At 65.8% G+C, this 20,204-nt stretch carries 19 protein-coding genes and 2 riboswitches; of the genes, 13 read left to right on the top strand and 6 right to left on the bottom strand.

Annotated elements, in window-relative coordinates:
• Positions 1 to 6: 6 nt before the first annotated feature.
• Together QUV21_RS05680 and QUV21_RS05685 are read left to right on the top strand one after the other, a co-directional pair.
• The gene (locus QUV21_RS05680) at positions 7 to 204 is read left to right on the top strand and encodes a SlyX family protein (RefSeq protein WP_300853663.1); all 198 of its coding nucleotides are present in this window, start codon (positions 7 to 9) and stop codon (positions 202 to 204) included.
• Entirely contained in the window at positions 204 to 1,274 is a 1,071-nt protein-coding gene (locus QUV21_RS05685; RefSeq protein WP_300853664.1) for an AbrB family transcriptional regulator, read from the top strand. Before QUV21_RS05680 ends, QUV21_RS05685 begins: the two co-directional genes overlap by 1 nt.
• Before the next feature lie 58 nt (positions 1,275 to 1,332).
• Here the strand turns inward: QUV21_RS05685 and QUV21_RS05690 are convergent, their stop codons facing one another.
• Positions 1,333 to 2,976: a bifunctional 3-(3-hydroxy-phenyl)propionate/3-hydroxycinnamic acid hydroxylase gene (locus QUV21_RS05690; RefSeq protein ID WP_300853665.1), complete on the bottom strand. Its 1,644-nt coding sequence runs from the start codon at positions 2,974 to 2,976 to the stop codon at positions 1,333 to 1,335.
• 276 nt (positions 2,977 to 3,252) lie between these two features.
• Here QUV21_RS05690 and QUV21_RS05695 point away from each other — a divergent pair, with 276 nt between their 5' ends.
• The gene (locus QUV21_RS05695; RefSeq protein ID WP_300853666.1) at positions 3,253 to 3,897 is read left to right on the top strand and encodes a TetR/AcrR family transcriptional regulator; all 645 of its coding nucleotides are present in this window, start codon (positions 3,253 to 3,255) and stop codon (positions 3,895 to 3,897) included.
• An 8-nt stretch (positions 3,898 to 3,905) separates the two neighbouring features.
• Here QUV21_RS05695 and pcaF read toward each other — a convergent pair whose 3' ends face one another.
• Genes pcaF through QUV21_RS05710 form a run of 3 tightly spaced genes read right to left on the bottom strand, consistent with a single transcriptional unit; the run spans position 3,906 to position 6,511 of the window.
• Positions 3,906 to 5,105 (bottom strand): 3-oxoadipyl-CoA thiolase, encoded by a 1,200-nt coding sequence (gene pcaF / locus QUV21_RS05700; protein ID WP_300853667.1) that lies wholly within the window; start codon positions 5,103 to 5,105, stop codon positions 3,906 to 3,908.
• 3 nt (positions 5,106 to 5,108) lie between these two features.
• Positions 5,109 to 5,780, bottom strand: a complete 672-nt coding sequence (locus QUV21_RS05705; protein WP_300853668.1) for a 3-oxoacid CoA-transferase subunit B — start codon at positions 5,778 to 5,780, stop codon at positions 5,109 to 5,111.
• Positions 5,777 to 6,511 carry a 3-oxoacid CoA-transferase subunit A gene (locus tag QUV21_RS05710; protein WP_300853669.1) on the bottom strand — a complete coding sequence of 245 codons (735 nt, stop codon included), beginning with the start codon at positions 6,509 to 6,511 and terminating at the stop codon, positions 5,777 to 5,779. The genes QUV21_RS05705 and QUV21_RS05710 overlap by 4 nt, the downstream gene beginning before the upstream one ends.
• A 125-nt stretch (positions 6,512 to 6,636) precedes the next feature.
• Between QUV21_RS05710 and QUV21_RS05715 the strand changes: the two genes are divergently transcribed.
• The 5 genes from QUV21_RS05715 to QUV21_RS05735 all read left to right on the top strand — a co-directional run bounded on the left by QUV21_RS05715 (position 6,637) and on the right by QUV21_RS05735 (position 12,022).
• Entirely contained in the window at positions 6,637 to 7,398 is a 762-nt protein-coding gene (locus QUV21_RS05715) for an IclR family transcriptional regulator C-terminal domain-containing protein (RefSeq protein ID WP_300853670.1), read from the top strand.
• A 68-nt stretch (positions 7,399 to 7,466) separates the two neighbouring features.
• Positions 7,467 to 7,692: riboswitch (cobalamin riboswitch) on the top strand.
• Positions 7,693 to 7,777: 85 nt separating this feature from the next.
• Complete coding sequence (locus QUV21_RS05720) at positions 7,778 to 8,548, top strand: ABC transporter ATP-binding protein (RefSeq protein WP_300853671.1); 771 nt, start codon at positions 7,778 to 7,780, stop codon at positions 8,546 to 8,548.
• A 1-nt stretch (position 8,549) separates the two neighbouring features.
• Positions 8,550 to 9,479: an ABC transporter substrate-binding protein gene (locus QUV21_RS05725; protein WP_300853672.1), complete on the top strand. Its 930-nt coding sequence runs from the start codon at positions 8,550 to 8,552 to the stop codon at positions 9,477 to 9,479.
• A 46-nt stretch (positions 9,480 to 9,525) separates the two neighbouring features.
• Positions 9,526 to 10,536, top strand: a complete 1,011-nt coding sequence (locus QUV21_RS05730) for an iron ABC transporter permease (RefSeq protein WP_300853851.1) — start codon at positions 9,526 to 9,528, stop codon at positions 10,534 to 10,536.
• 10 nt (positions 10,537 to 10,546) lie between these two features.
• Positions 10,547 to 12,022, top strand: a complete 1,476-nt coding sequence (locus tag QUV21_RS05735; protein WP_300853673.1) for a cobyric acid synthase — start codon at positions 10,547 to 10,549, stop codon at positions 12,020 to 12,022.
• 392 nt (positions 12,023 to 12,414) lie between these two features.
• On the opposite strand, the gene QUV21_RS05740 is transcribed toward QUV21_RS05735, so the two are convergent.
• Complete coding sequence (locus QUV21_RS05740) at positions 12,415 to 12,552, bottom strand: hypothetical protein (RefSeq protein ID WP_300853674.1); 138 nt, start codon at positions 12,550 to 12,552, stop codon at positions 12,415 to 12,417.
• Between the two features lie 97 nt (positions 12,553 to 12,649).
• The gene (cobO, locus tag QUV21_RS05745) at positions 12,650 to 13,297 is read right to left on the bottom strand and encodes a cob(I)yrinic acid a,c-diamide adenosyltransferase (protein ID WP_300853675.1); all 648 of its coding nucleotides are present in this window, start codon (positions 13,295 to 13,297) and stop codon (positions 12,650 to 12,652) included.
• A 36-nt stretch (positions 13,298 to 13,333) separates the two neighbouring features.
• A riboswitch (cobalamin riboswitch) is annotated at positions 13,334 to 13,554 on the top strand.
• Positions 13,555 to 13,640: 86 nt separating this feature from the next.
• Between cobO and QUV21_RS05750 the strand changes: the two genes are divergently transcribed.
• The 5 genes from QUV21_RS05750 (at position 13,641) to QUV21_RS05770 (ending at position 20,202) form a co-directional block, all read left to right on the top strand.
• Positions 13,641 to 14,003 carry a DUF1636 domain-containing protein gene (locus tag QUV21_RS05750; protein ID WP_300853676.1) on the top strand — a complete coding sequence of 121 codons (363 nt, stop codon included), beginning with the start codon at positions 13,641 to 13,643 and terminating at the stop codon, positions 14,001 to 14,003.
• Positions 14,000 to 15,046, top strand: a complete 1,047-nt coding sequence (gene cobW / locus QUV21_RS05755) for a cobalamin biosynthesis protein CobW (RefSeq protein ID WP_300853677.1) — start codon at positions 14,000 to 14,002, stop codon at positions 15,044 to 15,046. Before QUV21_RS05750 ends, cobW begins: the two co-directional genes overlap by 4 nt.
• A gap of 6 nt (positions 15,047 to 15,052) precedes the next feature.
• Positions 15,053 to 18,289 carry a cobaltochelatase subunit CobN gene (cobN, locus tag QUV21_RS05760; RefSeq protein WP_300853678.1) on the top strand — a complete coding sequence of 1,079 codons (3,237 nt, stop codon included), beginning with the start codon at positions 15,053 to 15,055 and terminating at the stop codon, positions 18,287 to 18,289.
• A gap of 154 nt (positions 18,290 to 18,443) precedes the next feature.
• On the top strand, positions 18,444 to 19,589 hold the full coding sequence (gene cobG / locus QUV21_RS05765) for a precorrin-3B synthase (protein ID WP_300853679.1): 1,146 nt from the start codon (positions 18,444 to 18,446) through the stop codon (positions 19,587 to 19,589).
• Positions 19,573 to 20,202, top strand: coding sequence for a precorrin-8X methylmutase (locus QUV21_RS05770; RefSeq protein ID WP_300853680.1), 630 nt, complete (start codon positions 19,573 to 19,575; stop codon positions 20,200 to 20,202). The genes cobG and QUV21_RS05770 overlap by 17 nt, the downstream gene beginning before the upstream one ends.
• Positions 20,203 to 20,204: the final 2 nt, after the last annotated feature.

The raw sequence follows: 20,204 nt of genomic DNA on the forward strand, positions 1-20,204 counted from the left end.
TGCCACATGGACCGGATCGAGACGCTGGAAGAACGACTCAGCCACCTGACCCGCGCGGTCGAGGATCTGTCGGACGTCGTAACCCGTCAGGCAGCCGAGATTGACCGGCTGACCCGCCTGACGCAGCTTCTGGCCGAGCGCGAGGCCGAGCGTGAGGTGGCAGGCGATGCCCCCGCCGCCAACCAGCGGCCGCCGCACTGGTGATGCGCCGCCTTTCCGGCTTGATCGGGCGCGACCCTGCGGCCCTTGCCCTGACCCTGACACTGGGCGCAATCGGTGGCGCGGTGGCGCAGGCCTTGCATCTGCCGCTGGGCTATCTGCTTGGGTCTCTCATGGTCACGGGATTTCTGGCCATAGCGGGGATCAGGCCCCTTGGCCGACCGATCACCCTGCCGCCACCCTTGCGCATGTGCTTCGTGCCGGTGATCGGGGTTGCCATCGGCGGGGCCTTCACGCCTGCGGTGGTGTCACAGGCGCTTGGCTGGCTGCCGTCACTTCTGGCGCTGTGCCTGTTCATCCCCTTGGCCCATGCCGTCGCCTTCCTGATCTTCCGCCGGGGCGGGCTGGACGCGAAGACCGCCTTTTTCGGGGCCGTGCCCGGCGGTCTGATCGAAAGCGTCCAGCTGGGCGAAGAGGCGGGCGCAGATGTCGCCTTGCTGACCGTGCTGCAATTCCTGCGCCTGATCGGCACCATCGTCGCCGTCCCGCTGATCTTTCTTGGCGTCACGGGTCATTCGGTCGGCTCCGCCTCGGGGGTGGAGATGGTGGGGGCTGCTGTCCCCCTGGGCCTGCGCGATGTGGTGATCCTTTTGGTGTCCGGGATTTTGGGGGTGCTGCTTGGCAAGGCGGCGCGGTTGCCGGGCTGGATCATCACCGGGCCGATCCTTGCCTCATCGGCGGCGCATGCGCTGGGCTGGGTCGAAGGGGTGCCGCCGGGCTGGCTGATCGCGGTCACGCAGATCGTGGTCGGAACCGGCCTTGGCGCGCGCTTTGTCGGGGCCGATGCCCGGGTGCTGCGGCGCGGGGCATGGCTTGCGGCGATCAACGGGATCGTGGCGCTTGGCATCGCGCTTGGCTTTGCGCTGGCGCTGCATGCCGTGGTGGGCGAGCCGGTAGCCGCCGTCTTCCTTGCCTTCGCGCCGGGCGGGCTGGCCGAGATGAGCCTGATCGCCCTCAGTCTTGAGATGAGCGTGATCTATGTGACCGCGCACCATGTTGCCCGGATCGTGCTGGCGGTGGCGCTGGCCAAGGCAGGCGCGCGCTGGGTGAAATAGCGCCCGTCGCCGGAAGCTGGCAGGGGCGGTGCCAAGGATGGCCCGCCCCTTCGCCCCGTCATTCAGCGGCCATCGCCCCGGCCAAGGGCAGATCAAGCGCCCCGAACACCTCGTCAAGGCGCTGGCGGAAAGCCTCGGGCGTGCTGGCGGTGACGGCCACATAGAAATCCGGCCGGATCAGCACGAAACGCGCGTCGATTGCATCAAGCCAGGCCTTGTAGGTGCCGTCACTGTCGATCACCCCGGCCGCGCTGCCCGCAGCACCAAGGGTGACGCCGAAGCCATCGATCCCGGCAAAGGCGGCGCGCTGGGCATCGGTCATTGCGGCCAGCGGATCGGCCTCATAGCCAAGGGCAACCCAGCCCTGCCCGACGGCCTGATCGAACCGCCCGGCCCTGCCGTCAAAGCTGACGCGGCCCTGCACCGACAATTCGCCCGCATGGGCGCTGTCGGTCGACCAGACACCTGCCCCAAGCTGGCAGATATCGGTCGGAACCGGCGTGCCGCCCCGGGCCGCAAGGTCGGCGATCATCCGGGCATCGCGCGCCTTTCCTTCGGCTTCATCGGCGATGCAGATGATCTGGCCCAGTTCCTGACTGAAATTGATGTAGTGCTTGGCATGTTCCTTGCGCTCGGTCGTGTAGCTTTCCAGAAGGCCAAGACCGGCCTTGCCTTCAAGGATCATGTTCAGGCGCCACGCCATTGCCACCGCATCCCGGACACCGGCACACATGCCTTCGCCGGCGAAGGGCGGCATCAGGTGGGCCGCATCACCCCCGATCAGGCAGCGGCCCTTGTGCCACTGCTTCGCCCAGCGCGCTTGAAACCGGTAGACGGCGGCGCGTTCAAGTTCGGCATTGTCCGGGGTCAGACCCCAGGGCTGCAACAGCTCCCACGCCTTTTCGGGCCGCTGCAAGTCCTGCACGGATTCGCCCGGCAGCACCATGAACTCCCACCTCCGGCGGTCCGGGCCGCCCGGCACCGGGCCGGGGCCGCCGGGGACAACGGTCGTTGGGCGCTTCGGATCGCAAAGCTGCCATTGGGCCGGATCGTCCGGGCGCGAGGCGCAGTAATCAAACCGCGGAATCATGTCGAGGATCAGCCAGTCGAAGAAATAGCCCTTGTCCTCGTTCTCAATGCCCAGCGTTTCGCGGACAAAGCTGTTGGCGCCATCCGTTCCGACCACGAATTTCGTCCTGAGGCTGCGGCTTTCGCCGTCGGGGCCATAGTCTTCGGGGTTCTGCTTCAAGGACAGGGTGGCGCCGTCCCCGTCCTGTTCCAGCGCGATGCCGTTCCAGCCGCGCATAAGGGTGATCGACGGAATTCCGGCCGCCAGCTTCAGCAGGCGCTTTTCCAGCAGCGGCTGGTTGAACCAGTAGCGCACCCGCCAGCCCGAGGCCGAGGTGCTTTGCCAGTCGACGATCTGAAGATCCTGAAGGTCGCGATTGCGCCAGTAGTAAAGCTCGTCATGGTGGCTGATCGCCGGGTCGGTTTCGGAATCGATATCAAGCGTTGCAAGGATCCGGGCGATCTCGTGGTCATAGGTCACGGCGCGCGGCAGGCTGTAATGCCTGGTCCAGCGTTCGATCAGGGTAACACGCTTGCCCGTGCGCCCCAGAAGAATGGCCAGCAGCGTCCCCACCGGGCCCGCACCCACGATAGCGACGTCAGTGTCAAAAGCCGTCGAGATCTGCGTGTTCATCCCGTCTTCCTCCTCCGTTTACGGACCCGACAAAGCCGAAGGGCCGCCTGATGAAGCAAAAGGCTAGCAATAAAATGAATTATCGTCAACTTTGCCGAATAGTCATTTAAGACTGCGGATCATGTCCGGGAGCTTGGGGTCAAGGTATTGACCAAAAGGGGTTTCCATGCTCGGTCGGGAAATCGGGACCGGCCGCATGCAGGGTTGCCTGCCTGGCGCCGGTTGTGAGGCGCCTCATTTCCGAATACGATTCGTTTTCAATGCGCGGAGACCGCCATGACCGAACAGCCTGTCGAGGAAGGGCGCGTTGCCCGTCGCCAGCGCCGCAACCGCGCGGCGCTGATTGCCGCTGCGCGCGACGTGATGTCGGAAAAAGGTGTGGACGCCGCCACGATGCTGGAAATCGCCGAGCGCGCCGATGTGGGGGCCGGAACGGTCTACAACTACTTCCGGTCCAAGGATGAACTGGCCATCGCGGTGCTGGAAACCCTGATGCATGACCTTGGCGTCCGCATCGAAGAGGTCACGAACACCTTCGATGATCCGGCGCAGGTCTATGCTTTCGGGATCCGCACCGTTCTTGACACCGCCACGCAGGACGACCGCTGGAAGCAGCTTCTGAACCGGTCCGAGGTCATTGCCGACGCAATGTTCCGGGTCATGGGGCAATTCGCGATCCGTGACCTGCGCCTTGCCTCGCAAGCCGGACGGTTCGAGGTGTCAAATCCGGAACTGGTCTGGCGCGTGACGACCCATGCGCTGATCGGAGCAAGCCTTGCGATCACCAAGGGCCAGCTTCCGGCCAGCAGCACCGAACAGATCATCGCCCGGCTTTTGTGCATGACCGGGATTGGCACCAATGCGGCGGTTGAGCTTGCCTCGCGCAACCGCCCGCCGCTTGCACCCGAACGGCGGGGCTGAGGCGCGGGTCAGACCCGTTCCAGCGCGATGGCGATGCCCTGACCCACACCGATGCACATGGTGGAAAGGGACCGCCGCCCGCCACCCCTGGCAAGCTCCAGCGCCGCTGTACCGGTGATGCGCGCGCCGGACATGCCCAGGGGGTGACCCAGCGCAATCGCCCCGCCATTGGGGTTCACCCGGGGGTCATCGTCGGCAATGCCAAGCTGGCGCAGGGTGGCGATGCCTTGGGCGGCGAAGGCCTCGTTGAGCTCGATCACGTCGAAATCCGCCTGCGACAGACCCAGCCGCGCCATCAGCTTCTGACTGGCCGGCGCCGGCCCGATCCCCATGATCCGGGGCGGCACCCCGGCCGTGGCACCACCAAGGACGCGCGCGACCGGTGTCAGGCCATGCGCCTTTGCCGCAGCTTCAGAGGCAAGAACCAGCGCCGCCGCGCCGTCATTGACGCCGCTGGCATTGCCCGCCGTCACCGATCCGTCGGCAAACAGGGGTTTCAGCCGGGAAAGCGAGTCCAGCGTCGTGACGCGGGGGTGTTCGTCGCTGTCCACGACAAGCGCATCGCCCTTGCGCTGCGGGATCGTGACGGGCGTGATCTCGGTCTGAAGCCGCCCGTTGGACTGTGCCGCTGAAGCCTTGGCCTGACTTGCCAAAGCCATGGCGTCCTGCGCCTCGCGGCTGATGCCATAATCATCCGCCACGTTCTGCCCGGTCTGGGGCATCGAGTCTGTGCCATAGGCGGCTTGCATCGCCGGGTTCACCAGACGCCATCCGATCGTAGTGTCGTAGATCTCGGCATTGCGGGAAAAGGCGCTGTCGGCCTTGGGCATCACGAAGGGCGCGCGGCTCATGCTTTCGACGCCACCGGCGACCACCAGCCCCGCCTCGCCCGCGGCGATCTGGCGGGCGGCGGTCAGAACCGCATCCATGCCCGAACCGCAAAGCCTGTTGATCGTGGTTCCGGTCACGCCGACCGGCAGCCCGGCCAGAAGCAACGACATCCGCGCCACATTGCGATTGTCCTCGCCGGCCTGGTTGGCACAGCCGAAGATCACGTCATCGACGGCTTCCCAGTCCACGCCCGGATTGCGCGCCATCAGCGCCCGCAGGGGTACCGCGCCCAGATCGTCGGTCCGCACCGCGGACAGGCTGCCGCCATAGCGGCCAATCGGGGTGCGGATGTAGTCGCAGATGAAAACGTCGGTCATGTCTCAAAGCTCCGGGACGATAAGGTCGGCCACCGGGCCGGTCAGGTGAAGTTCGGACCCCGTCAGCGCCTGAAGGGCCGCAACGGTCAGCGAGGGCAGCTTTTCGCGCAAGAGGAAGCGCCCGCCCTCGATATCAATCACGGCAAGGCTGGTATAGACCCGTGTGACACAGGCCACGCCAGTCAGGGGAAGGCTGCACGCCTTGACGAGCTTGGGCTTGCCGTCCTTTGTCACATGCTCGGTGATCACCGCGACGCGCTTGGCCCCATGGACCAGATCCATCGCGCCGCCGACAGCGGGAACGCCTTTCGGGCCGGTTGACCAGTTGGCCAGATCGCCGTTTTCCGCCACCTCATAGGCGCCAAGGATGGCCACATCCAGATGGCCGCCCCGCACCATGGCAAAGCTGTCGGCATGGTGGAAAAACGCCGTTCCGGGCTTCAGCGTGACCGCCTTCTTGCCCGCGTTGATCAGATCCCAGTCCTCTTGCCCGGCGGGTGGCGCCTCGCCAAAGCCGAGGATGCCGTTTTCGGTGTGAAAGATCGCTTCGCGGCCGGGTGGCTGAAACCGCGCCACCATCTCGGGAAAGCCGATGCCAAGGTTAACATAAGCGCCATCGGCAATGTCCTGCGCCGCGCGCCATGCAATTTGCGTAGGGGTCAGTTTGTCGGTCATGCCTGCACCTTGGGATAGACGGCCTTGGCGCGGTTGAGGTCTTCTTCCTGCGCCGGATCAGGCACCGCGACAACGCCCTGAACGAAGATCCCGGGGGTGATCACGCTTTCGGGGTCGATGCCGCCCGGCTCAACAATCCTGCTGACCTGCGCGATGGTAACACGCGCCGCCATGCACATCAGCGGATTGAAGTTCCGCGCTGCCATCCGGTAGGTCAGATTGCCCAGCCGGTCGCCGAGATGCGCCTTGACCAGCGCATAGTCGGCCTTGAGCCAGCGTTCCCGCACATAGGGGCGGCCTTCGAACACCTCCACCGGCTTGCCCGCGGCAAGGTCCGTGCCGAAGCTCGTCGGGGTATAGAAGGCCGGGATGCCCGCGCCCCCGGCCCGGATCCGTTCGGCCAAGGTGCCTTGCGGCACAAGTTCCAGTTCGATCTGCCCGGCAAGGTAGCGTTCGGTGAAAACCACCGGATCGGCCGAGCGCGGGAAGGAACAGATCAGCCTTCGGACCATCCCCTGTTCGATCAGCGCAGCCAGCCCCACATGGCCATTGCCCGCGTTGTTGTTCACCACCGTCAGATCCTTCGGATGGCCGGTGGCGATGAAGCGGTCGATCAGCGCGTGGATCAGTTCAATCGGCGCGCCTGACCCGCCGAAGCCGCCAATCATCACCGTCATGCCGTCTTCGATCCCGGCAACGGCGGCGGCAAGCGAGGGAAGTGTCTTGTCCATCAAAACCTCATGTGCGGGGCGCAAGCCCCCGTTACGTTCGGGCTTACGTCACGATGGCCCTTTCCGTCTACTGCATTTGTGCGATATGCTATCTTTGTTCGCATATCGCACTAAAGACCGACAACATGAGCATCACCGACCGCGACATCATGGGTGGCCTGGCCAAGGGCCTTGCGGTGATCGAGACCTTCACCGCCGACCGCCCGCGCCAATCGATTGCCGAGGCCGCGGCGGCCTCGGGGCTGGACCGCGCCACGACCCGGCGCTGCCTGTTGACGCTGGCGCATGAAGGCTATGCCGATTACGACGGCAAGTTCTTCACCCTGACGCCGCGCGTGTTGCGGCTTGGCACGGCCTGTCTGGCCACCATGCCCCTGCCGCAGATCGTGCAACCGCTTCTGGACCAGCTGTCCGAGGTGATTGGCGAAAGCACCTCGGTTTCGGTGCTTGACGGGGCGGAAATCGTCTATGTGGCGCGTGCGGCGCAGCGCAAGGTGATGTCGATCGCCCTGATGCCCGGAAGCCGCTTGCCGGCCTATTGCACCAGCATGGGCCGGGTGCTGTTGGCCGCGCTGCCGCCAGATCAGGTCCGGGCGGTTCTGGGGGATGGCCCCCTGCCAGCCCGGACGCAACTGACCCTGACTGATCCTGAGGCCATCATGGCCGAACTGGTGCGGGTTCGTACCCAGGGCCATGCCGTGATCGACCAAGAAGTCGAGCTTGGCCTGCAATCGCTGGCCGTGCCGCTGCGCAATTCCCGCGGGCGCGTCCTTGCCGCGTTGAATGTCGGTATGGCCAGCGGCACGACGCCCGCCACCGACATGCCCGGCCGGTTTCTGGCCGCGTTTGAAACGGTGCAGGCCGAGTTGAAGGCGCTTCTACCCTGACGGCAGGGCAACTGCCGCGGGCGATGCCGGGGATGTCGCTTTCGATATTGAACCCGGTGGCGTTCCGTCGCATTGCTTGAGCTGATGGTTCCCGGCCAAACCACGCGCGGCCGGGTGAAAAGGGAATACGGTGTGGTGTAGGCAACAGCCGCCAAATCCGTGACTGCCCCCGCAACTGTAAGCGGCGAGCGACCCCCGTTGCCACTGGCCCGTTCCGAACGTTTCGGGGGCCGGGAAGGTGGGGCAAGCCCAGACCCGCGAGTCAGGAGACCTGCCATCGAAGCAGTCAACCACCGGGCGGGGTGTCCCGGAAGGAGTATTCGATGACGTCTTTCGCGGGGCCTCTGGTCTCGGTATCCGACCGGCAAAGGGGGCGCGCGTGACGCCTGTCCTTCAGGTCAACGGGGTGTTCTGGGGGCCAAGACGGCAACCCGATATCCTGCATGACATCAGCTTTGCGCTGGATGCAGGCGAAGTGCTGGCCATCTGCGGCGCGAACGGGGCAGGGAAATCTTCGCTCTTGCGGCTTCTGTATCGCCATCAGGCCCCGCATCGCGGCACCGTCACACTGGAGGGCCGCGACCTGTGGCAGCTTCCCGCGCGCGAGGTGGCGCGGACGGTAGCCGCCGTCTTGCAGGAACAGCCCACCGATTTTGCCCTGACTGCAAGGCAGATCGTGGCCCTGGGGCGTCTGCCGCATCGGCAGGGCTTCGGGCCGGGCTTGCGGGACCGGGCTGTTGTCGGGGCTGCCTTGCATCGGATGGACCTTGCCGATCTGGCCGACCGGCCCTTTGGCACGCTTTCGGGCGGCGAACGTCAGCGGGTGATGGTCGCGCGCGCCCTGGCACAGGAACCCCGCGTCCTGATACTGGACGAGCCGACCAACCATCTGGATATCCGCCACCAGCTTGAACTGCTGCGGCTGTTGCGCGGTCTTGGCCTTGCCGTGGTCTGCACCCTGCATGACCTGACCCTTGCCGCCGAATTCGCCGACCGGGTGCTGATCCTGCGCGACGGCCGCGTGATTGCCGATGCGCCCCCGGATCAGGCGCTGTGCGAGGCCACGATCTCGGCCGCCTTCAGCGTTGCCGCCCGGGTGGACCGGTCAGGCGACACACCCCGCTTTTCCTTTCATCTTCAGGACCACTGACATGCGCGCCGCCCTAATCGCCTTTCTCTTCGCCTCGACCCCGGTCTTTGCCTTTCCGGTCACCGTGCAAAGCTGTGACCGTCAGGTGACCTTTGACACCGCCCCGACCCGCGCCATTGCCAATGACGTCAACCTGATCGAGATGATGCTGGCGCTTGGGCTGGCAGACCGGATGGTTGGCTATACCGGGGTTTCCGGCTGGAAGACGCTGGACGCCGAGCTGCGCGAAGGCATCGCTGAACTGCCCGAACTGTCGGCCAAATATCCGACCCGGGAAGTCCTTTTGGGGGCCGAACCGGATTTCTTCTTTGCGGGGTGGAACTACGGCATGAAGGTCGGTGGCGAGGTCACGCCCGAGACGCTGGAACCCTTCGGGATCAAGACCTACGAGCTGACGGAAAGCTGCATTCACATCGGCCCGCGCCCGAAAATCTCGATGCAGGACATGTATGTCGATCTTCTGAACCTTGGCCGGATCTTCGGGGTCGAAGACCGCGCAAAGGCTTTGGTGGCGGGATATGAGGCCCGGCTTGCCGAAGTCACCGCCACGGTAGACCCAGCGCAGCCCCTGCGCGTCTTCGTCTATGATTCGGGCGAGGAAACCGCCTTCACCGCCGGGCGCTACGCAATACCCACCGCGATGATCGAGGCGGCGGGCGGCAGCAACATCATGGACGATCTGGATAAAAGCTGGGCCACTGTCGCATGGGAACCGGTGGTGGAGCGTAACCCGCAAGTGATCATCATCGTCAACTATGGCGAGGTGACAGCCGACCAGAAGATCGCCTTCCTTGAACAGAACCCCGCCTTTGCAGGTATCGACGCGGTGCGGAACCGTCGTTATGTCGTGCTGGAATATGTCGAAGCGACCCCCGGCCCCCGCAACATCGCGGCGGTGGAAAAGCTGGTCGCAGGCTTCAAGGGGCAGTGACGTGACCGAAACCCCGCTTGTCACACCCATCAGCCCGGCGCTTCGCTTGACGCGGGCGGCGGCGCTGGGGCTTGGCGGGGCGGGGGCGCTTTTGGCGGCCATCCTGCTGGCGGTGTCGGTCGGCGCGGTGGCGGTGCCGCTGTCTGCCGTCTGGGGCATCCTTGCCCATCATCTTGCCCCCGGCCTTGTCACCCCGGACTGGACCCCGGGGCGCGAGGCCATCGTCTGGGACATCCGCTTTCCCCGCGCGATCCTTGCCGCCCTTGTCGGCGCGGGGCTTGGGGTCACCGGTGCCGCCTTGCAGGCGGTCACACGGAACCCACTGGCCGACCCGCACCTTCTGGGCATCTCGTCAGGGGGGGCTTTCGGAGCCATTGCGGCCCTTTTGCACACCGGGCTTTTCCTTGGGCTGCTGACCGTCCCGCTCATGGCTTTCGGGGGCGCGCTGGCAGCCACCCTGATGGTCCTTGCCGCCGCCCGGCTGACCGGAGCCACCAGCGCTGACCGTCTGGTTCTGGCCGGGGTCGCGATCAGCTTTGTCATCATGGCCGGGGCCAATATCCTGATCTTTCTTGGCGATCCCAAGGCCACCCATACTGTCGTGTTCTGGATGCTGGGCGGCCTTGGCCTTGCCCAATGGGCGCATCTGATCTACCCGGTCGCCGTGCTTGTGCCTGCCGGGCTTTGGCTTTGGTCGCAAGCCCCGGCGCTGAATGCGATGAGCCTTGGCGATGAGACCGCCGCATCGCTTGGCATCCCCGTGGCCCGGTTCCGTCTGTCGGTTTTCGTGGCCGGGGCGCTGATCACCGGCGTCATGGTCGCCTTTTCCGGTATCATCGGTTTTGTCGGGCTGATGATGCCCCACCTTGTCCGCCTAATCGCCGGCGGCGACAACGCGCGTGTGCTGCCGCTTTCGGCGCTGCTGGGTGCGATCTTTCTGGTGCTTGCCGACACGCTTGCGCGCGTGGTGATGGCCCCCGAGGATATGCCGATCGGCGTTGTCACCGGGCTGATCGGCGGGGTGTTCTTCCTTTGGCTGATGGCCCGCAGATCATGAGCTTGCCCGGATGAGCGCCCGCATCATGATTCAGGGCGCAGGCTCCAACGTCGGGAAATCCATGCTGGTCGCCGGCCTCTGCCGCGCCTTCGCCCGACAGGGGCTGACCGTCCGCCCGTTCAAGCCGCAGAACATGTCGAACAACGCTGCCGTTGCGGAAGGTGGCGAGATTGGCCGCGCGCAAGCCCTGCAAGCCCGTGCATGCGGGGTGGCCCCGACCGTCCACATGAACCCGGTGCTGCTTAAGCCGGAATCGGAAACCGGCGCGCAGGTCATCGTGCAGGGCAATCGGCTTGCCACCGTTCGCGCCCGCGACTACGCGGCGTTGAAACCGCGACTGATGGCCCCGGTGCTGGACAGCTTTCACCGCCTGATGGCCGAGGCCGATCTGGTGATCGTCGAAGGCGCAGGCAGCCCAGCCGAAGTCAATCTGCGGGCCGGAGATATCGCCAACATGGGCTTTGCCCGGGCAGCCGACGTGCCGGTGATCCTGACCGGCGACATCGACCGCGGCGGGGTAATTGCGCAACTGGTTGGCACCCAGGCCGTGCTTGACGCGGAAGACGCGGCGATGATCCGGGGCTTCCTGATCAACAAGTTCCGCGGCGACCCCCGGCTGTTTGACGATGGCTATCAGCTGATCGAACAGCGCACCGGCTGGCCCGGCCTTGGGGTGGTCCCGTGGTTTGCCCAAGCGCACCGGCTTCCCGCCGAAGACGCGACAGACCTTGGCGGCTCGCGGGGGACGGGTGCCTTCCTGATCGCCGTTCCCCGGCTTTCCCGGATCGCCAATTTCGACGACCTCGACCCGCTGGCGCAGGAACCGGGAGTGACATTGAAGATCATCCCCCCCGGCCAACCCCTGCCGGTCGAGGCTGACCTGATCATCCTGCCCGGCTCGAAGGCCACCATCGCCGACCTTGCCTTTTTCCGCGCCCAAGGCTGGGACATCGACCTCGCCGCAGCGATGCGCAGGGGGGCTTGCGTGCTGGGCCTTTGTGGCGGTTATCAGATGCTGGGACGCGAAATCGCCGACCCGGACGGGATCGAAGGCAATCCCGGCAGCGTTCCCGGCCTTGGCCTGCTGGATGTCACCACCGTGATGACCCCCGACAAGCGCGTCACGGAAACCGAGGCGATCCACCCCGGCTCAGGCACGCAAGTGAAAGGCTACGAAATCCACCTCGGCCGCACCGAAGGTGCGGACCGCGCCCAGCCGATCTTCACCGTGAACGGTCTGCCCGAAGGGGCGCAGCGCGCCGATGGCCGGGTAATGGGCAGCTATCTTCACGGCATGTTCACCGCCGACGCCTTTCGCCGGGCGTTCCTCGCCAGCCTTGGCGCAACCCCGGGCAATGTCAGCTATGACGTAACGGTCGAAGACACGCTTGATGCACTGGCCGACCATCTTGAGGCGCATGTCGATTGCACGCGCCTCTTGGCGCTGGCCGACCCGGCCCGGAAGCCTGACACCAGCACCCTTTGACCAACCGCGCAGGGGGGCCTTCTGCCCCCCTCGCCGCTGACGCGCCTCACCCCCCGAGGATATTTTTCCAGAGAGGAAGCCGGCAGGGTTAACAGTAGGGTTAACAGTTTGTTCACCCGGAGCCGCGATGCTGAAGGCGCGGTACAGGCGGGGACGCCGATGACCGTCAGAGGGGAAGACACCTCGCGCATCGGGTAGCCCGGTCGCGGGGTGTCCAACCGCCTTCGACTTCCTCTCTGCAAAAATATCCTCCGGGGGTCCGGGGGTGGAAAACCCCCGGTTCAGCGGGCAGATCCGCGCGCGGGGTCAAGGCTCTTCCGTGGCAACGCCGTCCGAGCGGGGCTCGATGCCCCCGAGGGCGGCTTTCGTTTCAGGGCCAACCGGAACGCTCTTCAGAACAACCCGTCGCCGCCTTTTTTCTGCTCTACCGCCTCGTCAGCCAGCACCACCGCACCGCCCACGATCAAGGGCGTGCAGCCCGCAAGGACCAAAGCCGCCAGAACCATTGCCACTCGTCGTGCATTTTGCATGAAGCTTGTTTCCCTATCCTGAACATGAGGTCGTACAGTATTGCTGCAAATCCTTGAAATCCTGCATCTCCAGCCCGCTGGCTTCCCAGATCAGCCTTCAGAATTCCACCCCCGCCTGCGCCTTGATGCCTGACCGGAATGGATGTTTGACCAACGTCATCTCGGTCACCATGTCGGCGATCTCGATCAATTCATCTTTCGCATTGCGACCGGTCAGGACCACATGGGTCAGGGCCGGCTTTTCGGTTTTCAGAAATTCCACCACCTCGGCAAGGTCCAGATAGTCATAGCGAAGCGCGATGTTGATCTCGTCCAGCAAGACCAGCCGGATTTCCGGATTTCGGATCAGTTCCTTCGCCTTTTCCCAGCCCGCCCTTGCCGCTGCTATATCACGGGTCTTGTCCTGGGTTTCCCAGGTAAAGCCCTCGCCCATCGCGTGAAACTGGCACAGCTCCGAGAAATGCGTGGTCAGGAGCCGGCGCTCGCCGGTATCCCATGCCCCCTTGATGAACTGCACCACAGCTGACGGCATCCCATGTGCCACGCAGCGCAGGATCATTCCGAAACCGGACGAGGATTTCCCTTTCCCTGCCCCGGTATGGATGATGATCAGCCCCTTCTCGCCTTCCTTTCCCGCCATGATCTTGTCGCGCGCGGCCTTCTTCTTGGCCATCTTTGCGGCATGGCGGGCAAGGTCGGCATCGGGGTCAGGCAGGGTGCCTTCTGTCGTTTCGGTGTCGGTCATGGTCGGTCGCGTCCTTGACAATAAGGGGCCTTCTGCCTCAGGTGGGCAGGCGCTGGTTCCTGTTTTATGACAGGCGAAGAGGGAATGCGACAGGGTTAGCCGAAAGGATCGGCAAGCCTCAATCGCAGCCGCCCCCGCGACCGTGACCGGAGAGGTCTCCAATGCCACTGGCCCCAAAGGCCGGGAAGGCGGGGGGCCGTGGGGGCCAGCCCCCGGATCCGCAAGCCGGGAGACCTGCCAGCGCAAAGGACTGAACCGGCGGACGGGGTGTTCCGCGACCGGCAGATGGTGGGCATGCCCGCCTTCTCTGGCCCATGCCCCTTTCGCCACCCGAAAGGACGCCATGGCCACCACGCTGCATGTCTGTACCACCTGCAAGGCCGGAGAGCCGCTGCCCGACGGTGATCTGCGCCCCGGCGCGCAGCTTTTTGCCGCGCTGACCGCGATCAGCGCGCCAGAAGGCGTGCGTATCGTCGGGGTGGAATGCCTGTCCGCCTGCAACACCGGCTGTGCCGTGGCGCTGTCAAAGCCGGGTGGCTGGTCTTATGTCTATGGTCGCCTGACCCTTGACGATGTCCCCGCAATCCTTGAAGGCGCGGCCAAGTATGCCGCGACCGTGGATGGTGTCGTTCCGTGGCGCGACCGCCCGACCGTCTTTCGCAAGCAAAGCATCGCCCGTATCCCGCCCCTGGAGGCCGCAGAATGAACACCGCAACGACCGATCTGACCAAAATCCCGGTAACGGTGATCACGGGCTTTCTTGGCGCCGGGAAAACCACCCTCATCCGCCACCTCATGCAGAACCCGCAAGGCAAGCGTCTGGCGATTCTGGTCAACGAATTCGGCACCGTGGGCGTGGATGGCGATATCCTGAAATCCTGCGCCGATGACAACTGCCCGGTGGAAAACATCGTGGAACTGGCCAATGGCTGCATCTGCTGCACGGTCGCAGATGATTTCATTCCCACGATCGAGGCCTTGATGGCCATGCCGGTCCGGCCTGACCATATCATCATCGAAACCTCGGGCCTTGCGCTGCCAAAACCGCTGCTCAAGGCCTTTGACTGGCCTGCGATCCGCAGCCGGATCACGGTGGATGGCGTCATCGCCCTTGCCGATGCCGAGGCCGTCGCCGCGGGCCGCTTTGCCCCGAACGTCGAGGCCGTCGAGGCCCAGCGCGCCGCCGACCCCAGCCTTGACCACGAAACCCCGCTGAGTGAGGTGTTCGAGGATCAGATCCTGTGCGCCGACGTGATCTTGTTGTCCAAGGCCGATCTGGCGGGCGAAGCCGGTCTCGCATCGGCCCGCGCCCTGATTACCGCTGAACTCAGCCGAACCATCCCGATGCTGGCGATGACTGAAGGCGTGATCGACCCGCGCGTGATCCTTGGGCTTGGCGCTGCGGCTGAAGATGATCTGGCCGCCCGTCCCTCGCACCACGACGGCCATGACGACCATGAACATGAAGACTTCGATTCGGTCGTCATTGACCTGCCTGAAGTCATCGATCCCGACGCGCTGGCCGCCGCCATCATGCAGCTGGCGCATGACCAGAAGATCCTGCGCGTCAAAGGCCATGTTGCCGTGGCGGGCAAGCCGATGCGCCTTTTGGTGCAGGCCGTGGGCGCGCGGGTGCGAATGCAGTTCGACAAGCCATGGGGTGCCGGTCCGCGCAGGTCGCAACTGGTGGTCATTGCTGAACATGACGACATCGACCCGGCGGCGATTGCCAGGGTTCTGGGGGCCTGAGCCAACATGCACGTCGTCTTCCGCGAAAGCCACGGGCTTGAGGAAACGGAAACCCCGTTCGATCTGGGGCAAGACCCGGCCGATCTGGTGGTGCTGTCCTTTTCCGACAGCGACCTTGGCGCTTTCACGGCGGGCTACGAACGTGCGTGCAAATCGGGCGCAGGTCACCCAATGGTGCGGCTGGCCAATATCATCGCGCTGAAACACCCGGTATCCGTCGACACCTATGCCGAGCAGACGCTTTCAGGCGCCAAGGCCATCCTTGTCCGCCTGATTGGCGGCGAGGCTTACTGGCCCTACGGTCTGGCCGTCCTGCAAGACCTTGCCCGACGCAACGGCATTGCGCTTGCCGTCCTGCCCGCAGATGGGCGGCCTGATCCGCGGCTGGACGAACTCTCGACCCTGCCTGTGTCCACCCTGCGCCGGTTGCAGACGCTGTGCGATCAGGGGGGTGCGGTTGCGGCTCAGGCGGCCTTGGCGCAACTGGCGCTGGCGGCGGGGCTTTATGCCGGGCTGGTTGCCGGTGACAAGACTGTGCCGGACATGGGCTTTTACGACCCCGCCAAGGGCGTGATCTCCGCGCCCGACGGCGACAGGCCGGTGCTGGTGACCTTCTACCGCAGCTATCTGACCGCAGGTGATACCGCCCCGGTCGATGCGCTGATCCTTGCCCTGCGCGCGGCAGGGTTCGCAGCCTGCGGGGCCTTTGCCCCCAGCTTGAAAGCCTCCGGTGTGGGCGACTGGCTGCGCGGTCATCTGGCCGCCCACCCCCCCGTGGCGATCATCAACGCCACTGCCTTTTCGGCGCAAGGCGCGGATGGTTCCACCCCCTTTGACGGCGGCGATTGCCCGGTGTTTCAGGTGGCTCTCTCCACCGCGCGGCGGCGGGACTGGGCCACGTCTGACCGGGGGCTTTCGCCCGCCGACCTTGCGATGCATGTGGTGCTGCCCGAGGTGGACGGTCGGTTGTTCGCAGGCCTTGTCAGCTTCAAATCCCCCGGCAAGCGGCACCCTGACCTGCAATTTTCCCGCTTTGCGCACCGGGCCGATCAGGCGCGGATCGCGGCGGTGGTTGACCGGGTGGTGGCGTGGCACCGCCTGTCGCAAACCCCCGCCGCCGAACGGCAACTGGCGGTGATCCTGTCCACCTACCCCGGCCGCGCGCATCAGATGGCGCATGCGGTGGGCCTCGATGCGCTGGCTTCGGTTGACGAGATGCTGGCCGGTCTGACGGCCGAAGGCTATGCCATCTCCCCCGGCGCGCCGTTGCCCGAAGCCCTGACCGGAGTGATCGAGTGGCCCGTGGCCGACTATCTGACCGCCCTTGCCACCCTGCCCGAACCCCTGCGCGACGATCTTGCTGCCGCATGGGGCGCGGTTGCCGCCGACCCATTGGTCGCAAAGGGTGCGTTCCATTTCCCCGCCACCCGTCGCGGCAATGCGCTGATCGCGCTCCAACCCGAACGGGGCGAGGTTCAAAGCCGCGACAACGACTACCATGACCTGTCGCGCACCCCGCGCCATGGCTATGTGGCCTTCTACCTCTGGCTTCGGTCACTGGGCCTGCATGCCCTTGTCCACATGGGCGCACATGGCACACTGGAATGGCTGCCGGGTAAATCGGTCGCCCTGTCCGAGGCCTGCTGGCCCGAGGCGCTGATCGGCCCCCTGCCGGTGATCTATCCCTTCATCGTCAACGACCCCGGCGAAGCGGCACAAGCCAAGCGCCGGATCGGGGCCGTCACCCTTGGCCACCTGCCGCCACCGATGATCGCCAGCGCCTTGCCGCCGGAACTGGCGGGGCTGGAACGTCTTCTGGACGAATATTCCACCGCTGACGGGCTTGACCCGGCACGCCGCAACCGCCTTATCTCCACCATCCGCGACGAAGCGCAGGCGTCAGGCGTAGCGGCAGACCTTGGCCTGCCGCCCGATGCCACCCCGGCCGAGGTCGTCACCCGGATTGACCGTTTCGTGTGTGATATCAAGGAAAGCCAGTTCGGCCACGGCCTGCACGTCTTCGGGCAGGGCGCCGGGGAACGCGATGGCCTGATCGCCGCACTTGCAGGCCGCCGCGTCGCCCCCGGCCCAGCGGGCTCGCCCAACCGGGGCCGGAGCGACGTGCTGCCCACCGGACGCAACCTTTTCAGCGTCGATCCCCGCGCGGTTCCGTCGCGCAATGCCCACGCCCAAGGCGTGAAGCTGGCAGAGGAACTGATCCGCCGCCACCTGCAAGACCACGGCGATTACCCGCGCGGGCTGGTGGTCGATCTCTGGGGTTCCGCCACCATGCGCACTGCGGGCGAGGAGTTTGCGATGGCCCTCCACCTCGCGGGCCTTGCCCCACGCTGGGACGAAGGCTCCGCCCGCGTCTCTGGCTTCGAGATCGTCCCCCTCGCGCTCCTTGGCCGCCCAAGGATCGACGTCACCCTCCGCGTCTCGGGCCTCTTCCGCGACGTGTTCCCCGGCCTTGCCCAGCTTTTCGAAGCCGGGGCCGAGGCCCTGTCGCAGCGCGATGAGGCGGCTGAGGACAACCCCTACACCCTTCGCGCCGCCCGCGTCTTCGGCCCCCAGCCGGGCCAATACGGGCTTGGCATGGGAACCGCCGCCGATACCTTCACCGATGAGGCGCGCAGGGCGGCAGGCGAAGCATGGCTGAACGCCTCCGCCTGGGCCATCGGCACCGACGGCCAGTCGACCGAGAACCGCAAGGGACTGGAGGCGCGCGTCCTCAAGGCCGACGCCTTCGTCCACGCGCAGGATCTGCCGGAAACCGATGTGCTTGTCGCGGCTGACTATGCCGCACATGAGGCCGGGTTTGCCGCCGCAGTCGCCCGCCTTGGTGGCCAGACTCCCGCCCTCTACCACCTCGATGCCACCAGGCCGGACACTCCCCGCGCCCGCACCTTGACCGAAGAAATCGCCCGTGTCGTCCGCGCCCGCGCCGCCAACCCCGATTGGGCGGCTGGGATGATGAACCACGGCTACCGCGGTGGTGCCGAAATCGCTGCCACGCTGGACCACATGGCCGCCTTCGCCCATCTGGCGCAGGTCGTCCCGCCACATCTATTCGACCTCTACCACGAAGCCACCCTTGGCCGCGCCGAAGTGCGTGATTTCCTCGCCCGCGAAAACCCTGCCGCCTTGCAGGCCATGGAAGACCTCTTCCGCCGCCTGCGCGATGCTGGCCTCTGGCTGACGCGCCGGAACTCCATCGCAGCCCGGATCGAGGGGGCCGCATGACCAGAACCCATCGCCCATCCCTTCATCTGTCCGAAAATATCCCCGCCGGAGGCACGTCCCAAGCCGGTTGCGCGCCCGTCGCGCGCCGAGGCGAGGAAAAAGGCTTGCGCGAAGCGCTCAGTCTGAAATCGGCCTCCAGACAAGGTCGCGCGGCATGACGGTAGCGCCCGAAATCAAGGGCTGGTGTCCCGGCGCGCTGCGCCCGATGGCCTCGGGTGACGGGCTGATCGTGCGCATCCGCCCGCCCGGCGGTCGGCTGACCCCGGCGCAGGCGACGGGTATCGCCAAGGCCGCAGCCCGGCATGGCAACGGGATCATCGACCTCTCTGCCCGCGCCAACCTGCAACTGCGGGGGGTTGCCGACGCCTCGCACGCACCGCTGATCGACGCGCTTCGCGCCCATGATCTGATCGACCCGGACATCCGGACGGAATCTCTGCGCAACCTGATTGTCACACCGTTCCGCGATGCCACCACCGAAACCCTTGCCGCCGACCTGACCGCCGCCCTTGCGCGGATGCCGCAACTGCCCGGCAAGTTCGGCTTTGCGCTGGACATCGGGCCACGCCCGGTGCTGTCGGGCGCATCCGTCGACATCCGCGTGGAACGCGCGGCAGATGGACGGTTGATCCTGCGGCCAGACGGGTATCCCTTGGGCCAGCCGATCACCGATCTGGGCCGGGACGCGGTGGCGCTGGCGGAATGGTTCATCGCCAAAGGTGGCGTGACGGATGGCCGGGGCCGGATGGCCGCGCTGATCACACGGGGCGCGGTGCCGGGTGGCTGTGACACCCCGCCAGCCGAACCCTTGACACAGCCCGCGCCGGGCCTGCATCCCGAAGGCGCGCTGGTGGCTCTGGGTTTTGGCCAGATGCAGGCGGAAACCCTGCTGGCCCTTGCCGCTCTTGGCCACGAGATCCGCCCGACGCCGTGGCGGATGCTGATGCTGGCCGGGGCGACGGTGCTGCCAGATGTCGCGGGGCTGATCACCGACCCAGCCGATCCCCTGTTGCGCGTCACCGCCTGCACCGGGGCGCCCGGTTGTCCCCAAGCCTTGGGTGACACACGGGCGCTGGCCCGCAACCTTGCCGCGCATCTGCCCAAGGGCCACGCGCTGCACCTTTCCGGCTGCACCAAGGGCTGCGCCCATCCGGCACCCTGCTATCTGACGCTGGTTGCCACGGCGAAGGGATATGACCTCGTGCGCGACGGCGCTGCTTCTGACACCCCGGTTCGGCGCGGGATTGCCGCGTCTGATCTGCCCGAACTTCTGAAGGCCATTCATGCCCCACATCTATGAAACCGACGGCGCCACGATCTATGTCCAGTCCTTCGCCATGATCCGGGCCGAGGCCGATCTTGCCCGCTTCTCCCCGGAAGAGGAAATCGTCGCCGTCCGCATGATCCACGCGGCGGGGATGGTAGACCTTGCCCCGCATATCCGATTTTCCCCCAGCATGGCGATTGCCGCGCGGGCGGCGCTCGAGGCGGGCGCGCCGATCCTGTGCGATGTGCGCATGGTCAGCGAAGGCATAACCCGCAAGCGCCTGCCCGCCGACAATGCCGTCATCTGCACCTTGCAAGACCCCGCCGTTCCCGCCCTTGCCGCGCAAATGAACAACACCCGCTCTGCCGCTGCGGTGGAACTGTGGCGGCCCCATCTGGCAGGTGCGGTGGTGGCAATCGGCAACGCTCCGACCGCGCTGTTTCATCTGTTGAACATGCTGGAAGACCCCGACTGCCCGCGCCCTGCCGCGATCATCGGCTGCCCGGTCGGCTTTGTGGGAGCGGCCGAGTCGAAAGATGCGCTGATAGAGGCACCCCCCGTGCCAAGCGTGATCGTCAAGGGGCGCCTTGGCGGATCCGCCATCACCGTCGCCGCCGTCAACGCGCTGGCCAGCCGGAAGGAATGACC

Source organism: Tabrizicola sp., assembly GCF_030373185.1.
GTDB lineage: Bacteria > Pseudomonadota > Alphaproteobacteria > Rhodobacterales > Rhodobacteraceae > Tabrizicola.

Excerpts from the sequence above, each read along its gene's own strand:
- QUV21_RS05680 (WP_300853663.1), top strand. The coding sequence starts at position 7 with ATGGACCGGATCGAGACGCTGGAAGAACGACTCAGCCACCTGACCCGC.
- QUV21_RS05685 (WP_300853664.1), top strand. The coding sequence starts at position 204 with ATGCGCCGCCTTTCCGGCTTGATCGGGCGCGACCCTGCGGCCCTTGCC.
- QUV21_RS05690 (WP_300853665.1), bottom strand. The coding sequence starts at position 2,976 with ATGAACACGCAGATCTCGACGGCTTTTGACACTGACGTCGCTATCGTG.
- QUV21_RS05695 (WP_300853666.1), top strand. The coding sequence starts at position 3,253 with ATGACCGAACAGCCTGTCGAGGAAGGGCGCGTTGCCCGTCGCCAGCGC.
- pcaF (WP_300853667.1), bottom strand. The coding sequence starts at position 5,105 with ATGACCGACGTTTTCATCTGCGACTACATCCGCACCCCGATTGGCCGC.
- QUV21_RS05705 (WP_300853668.1), bottom strand. The coding sequence starts at position 5,780 with ATGACCGACAAACTGACCCCTACGCAAATTGCATGGCGCGCGGCGCAG.
- QUV21_RS05710 (WP_300853669.1), bottom strand. The coding sequence starts at position 6,511 with ATGGACAAGACACTTCCCTCGCTTGCCGCCGCCGTTGCCGGGATCGAA.
- QUV21_RS05715 (WP_300853670.1), top strand. The coding sequence starts at position 6,637 with ATGAGCATCACCGACCGCGACATCATGGGTGGCCTGGCCAAGGGCCTT.
- QUV21_RS05725 (WP_300853672.1), top strand. The coding sequence starts at position 8,550 with ATGCGCGCCGCCCTAATCGCCTTTCTCTTCGCCTCGACCCCGGTCTTT.
- QUV21_RS05735 (WP_300853673.1), top strand. The coding sequence starts at position 10,547 with ATGAGCGCCCGCATCATGATTCAGGGCGCAGGCTCCAACGTCGGGAAA.
- QUV21_RS05740 (WP_300853674.1), bottom strand. The coding sequence starts at position 12,552 with ATGCAAAATGCACGACGAGTGGCAATGGTTCTGGCGGCTTTGGTCCTT.
- cobO (WP_300853675.1), bottom strand. The coding sequence starts at position 13,297 with ATGACCGACACCGAAACGACAGAAGGCACCCTGCCTGACCCCGATGCC.
- QUV21_RS05750 (WP_300853676.1), top strand. The coding sequence starts at position 13,641 with ATGGCCACCACGCTGCATGTCTGTACCACCTGCAAGGCCGGAGAGCCG.
- cobW (WP_300853677.1), top strand. The coding sequence starts at position 14,000 with ATGAACACCGCAACGACCGATCTGACCAAAATCCCGGTAACGGTGATC.
- cobN (WP_300853678.1), top strand. The coding sequence starts at position 15,053 with ATGCACGTCGTCTTCCGCGAAAGCCACGGGCTTGAGGAAACGGAAACC.
- cobG (WP_300853679.1), top strand. The coding sequence starts at position 18,444 with ATGACGGTAGCGCCCGAAATCAAGGGCTGGTGTCCCGGCGCGCTGCGC.
- QUV21_RS05770 (WP_300853680.1), top strand. The coding sequence starts at position 19,573 with ATGCCCCACATCTATGAAACCGACGGCGCCACGATCTATGTCCAGTCC.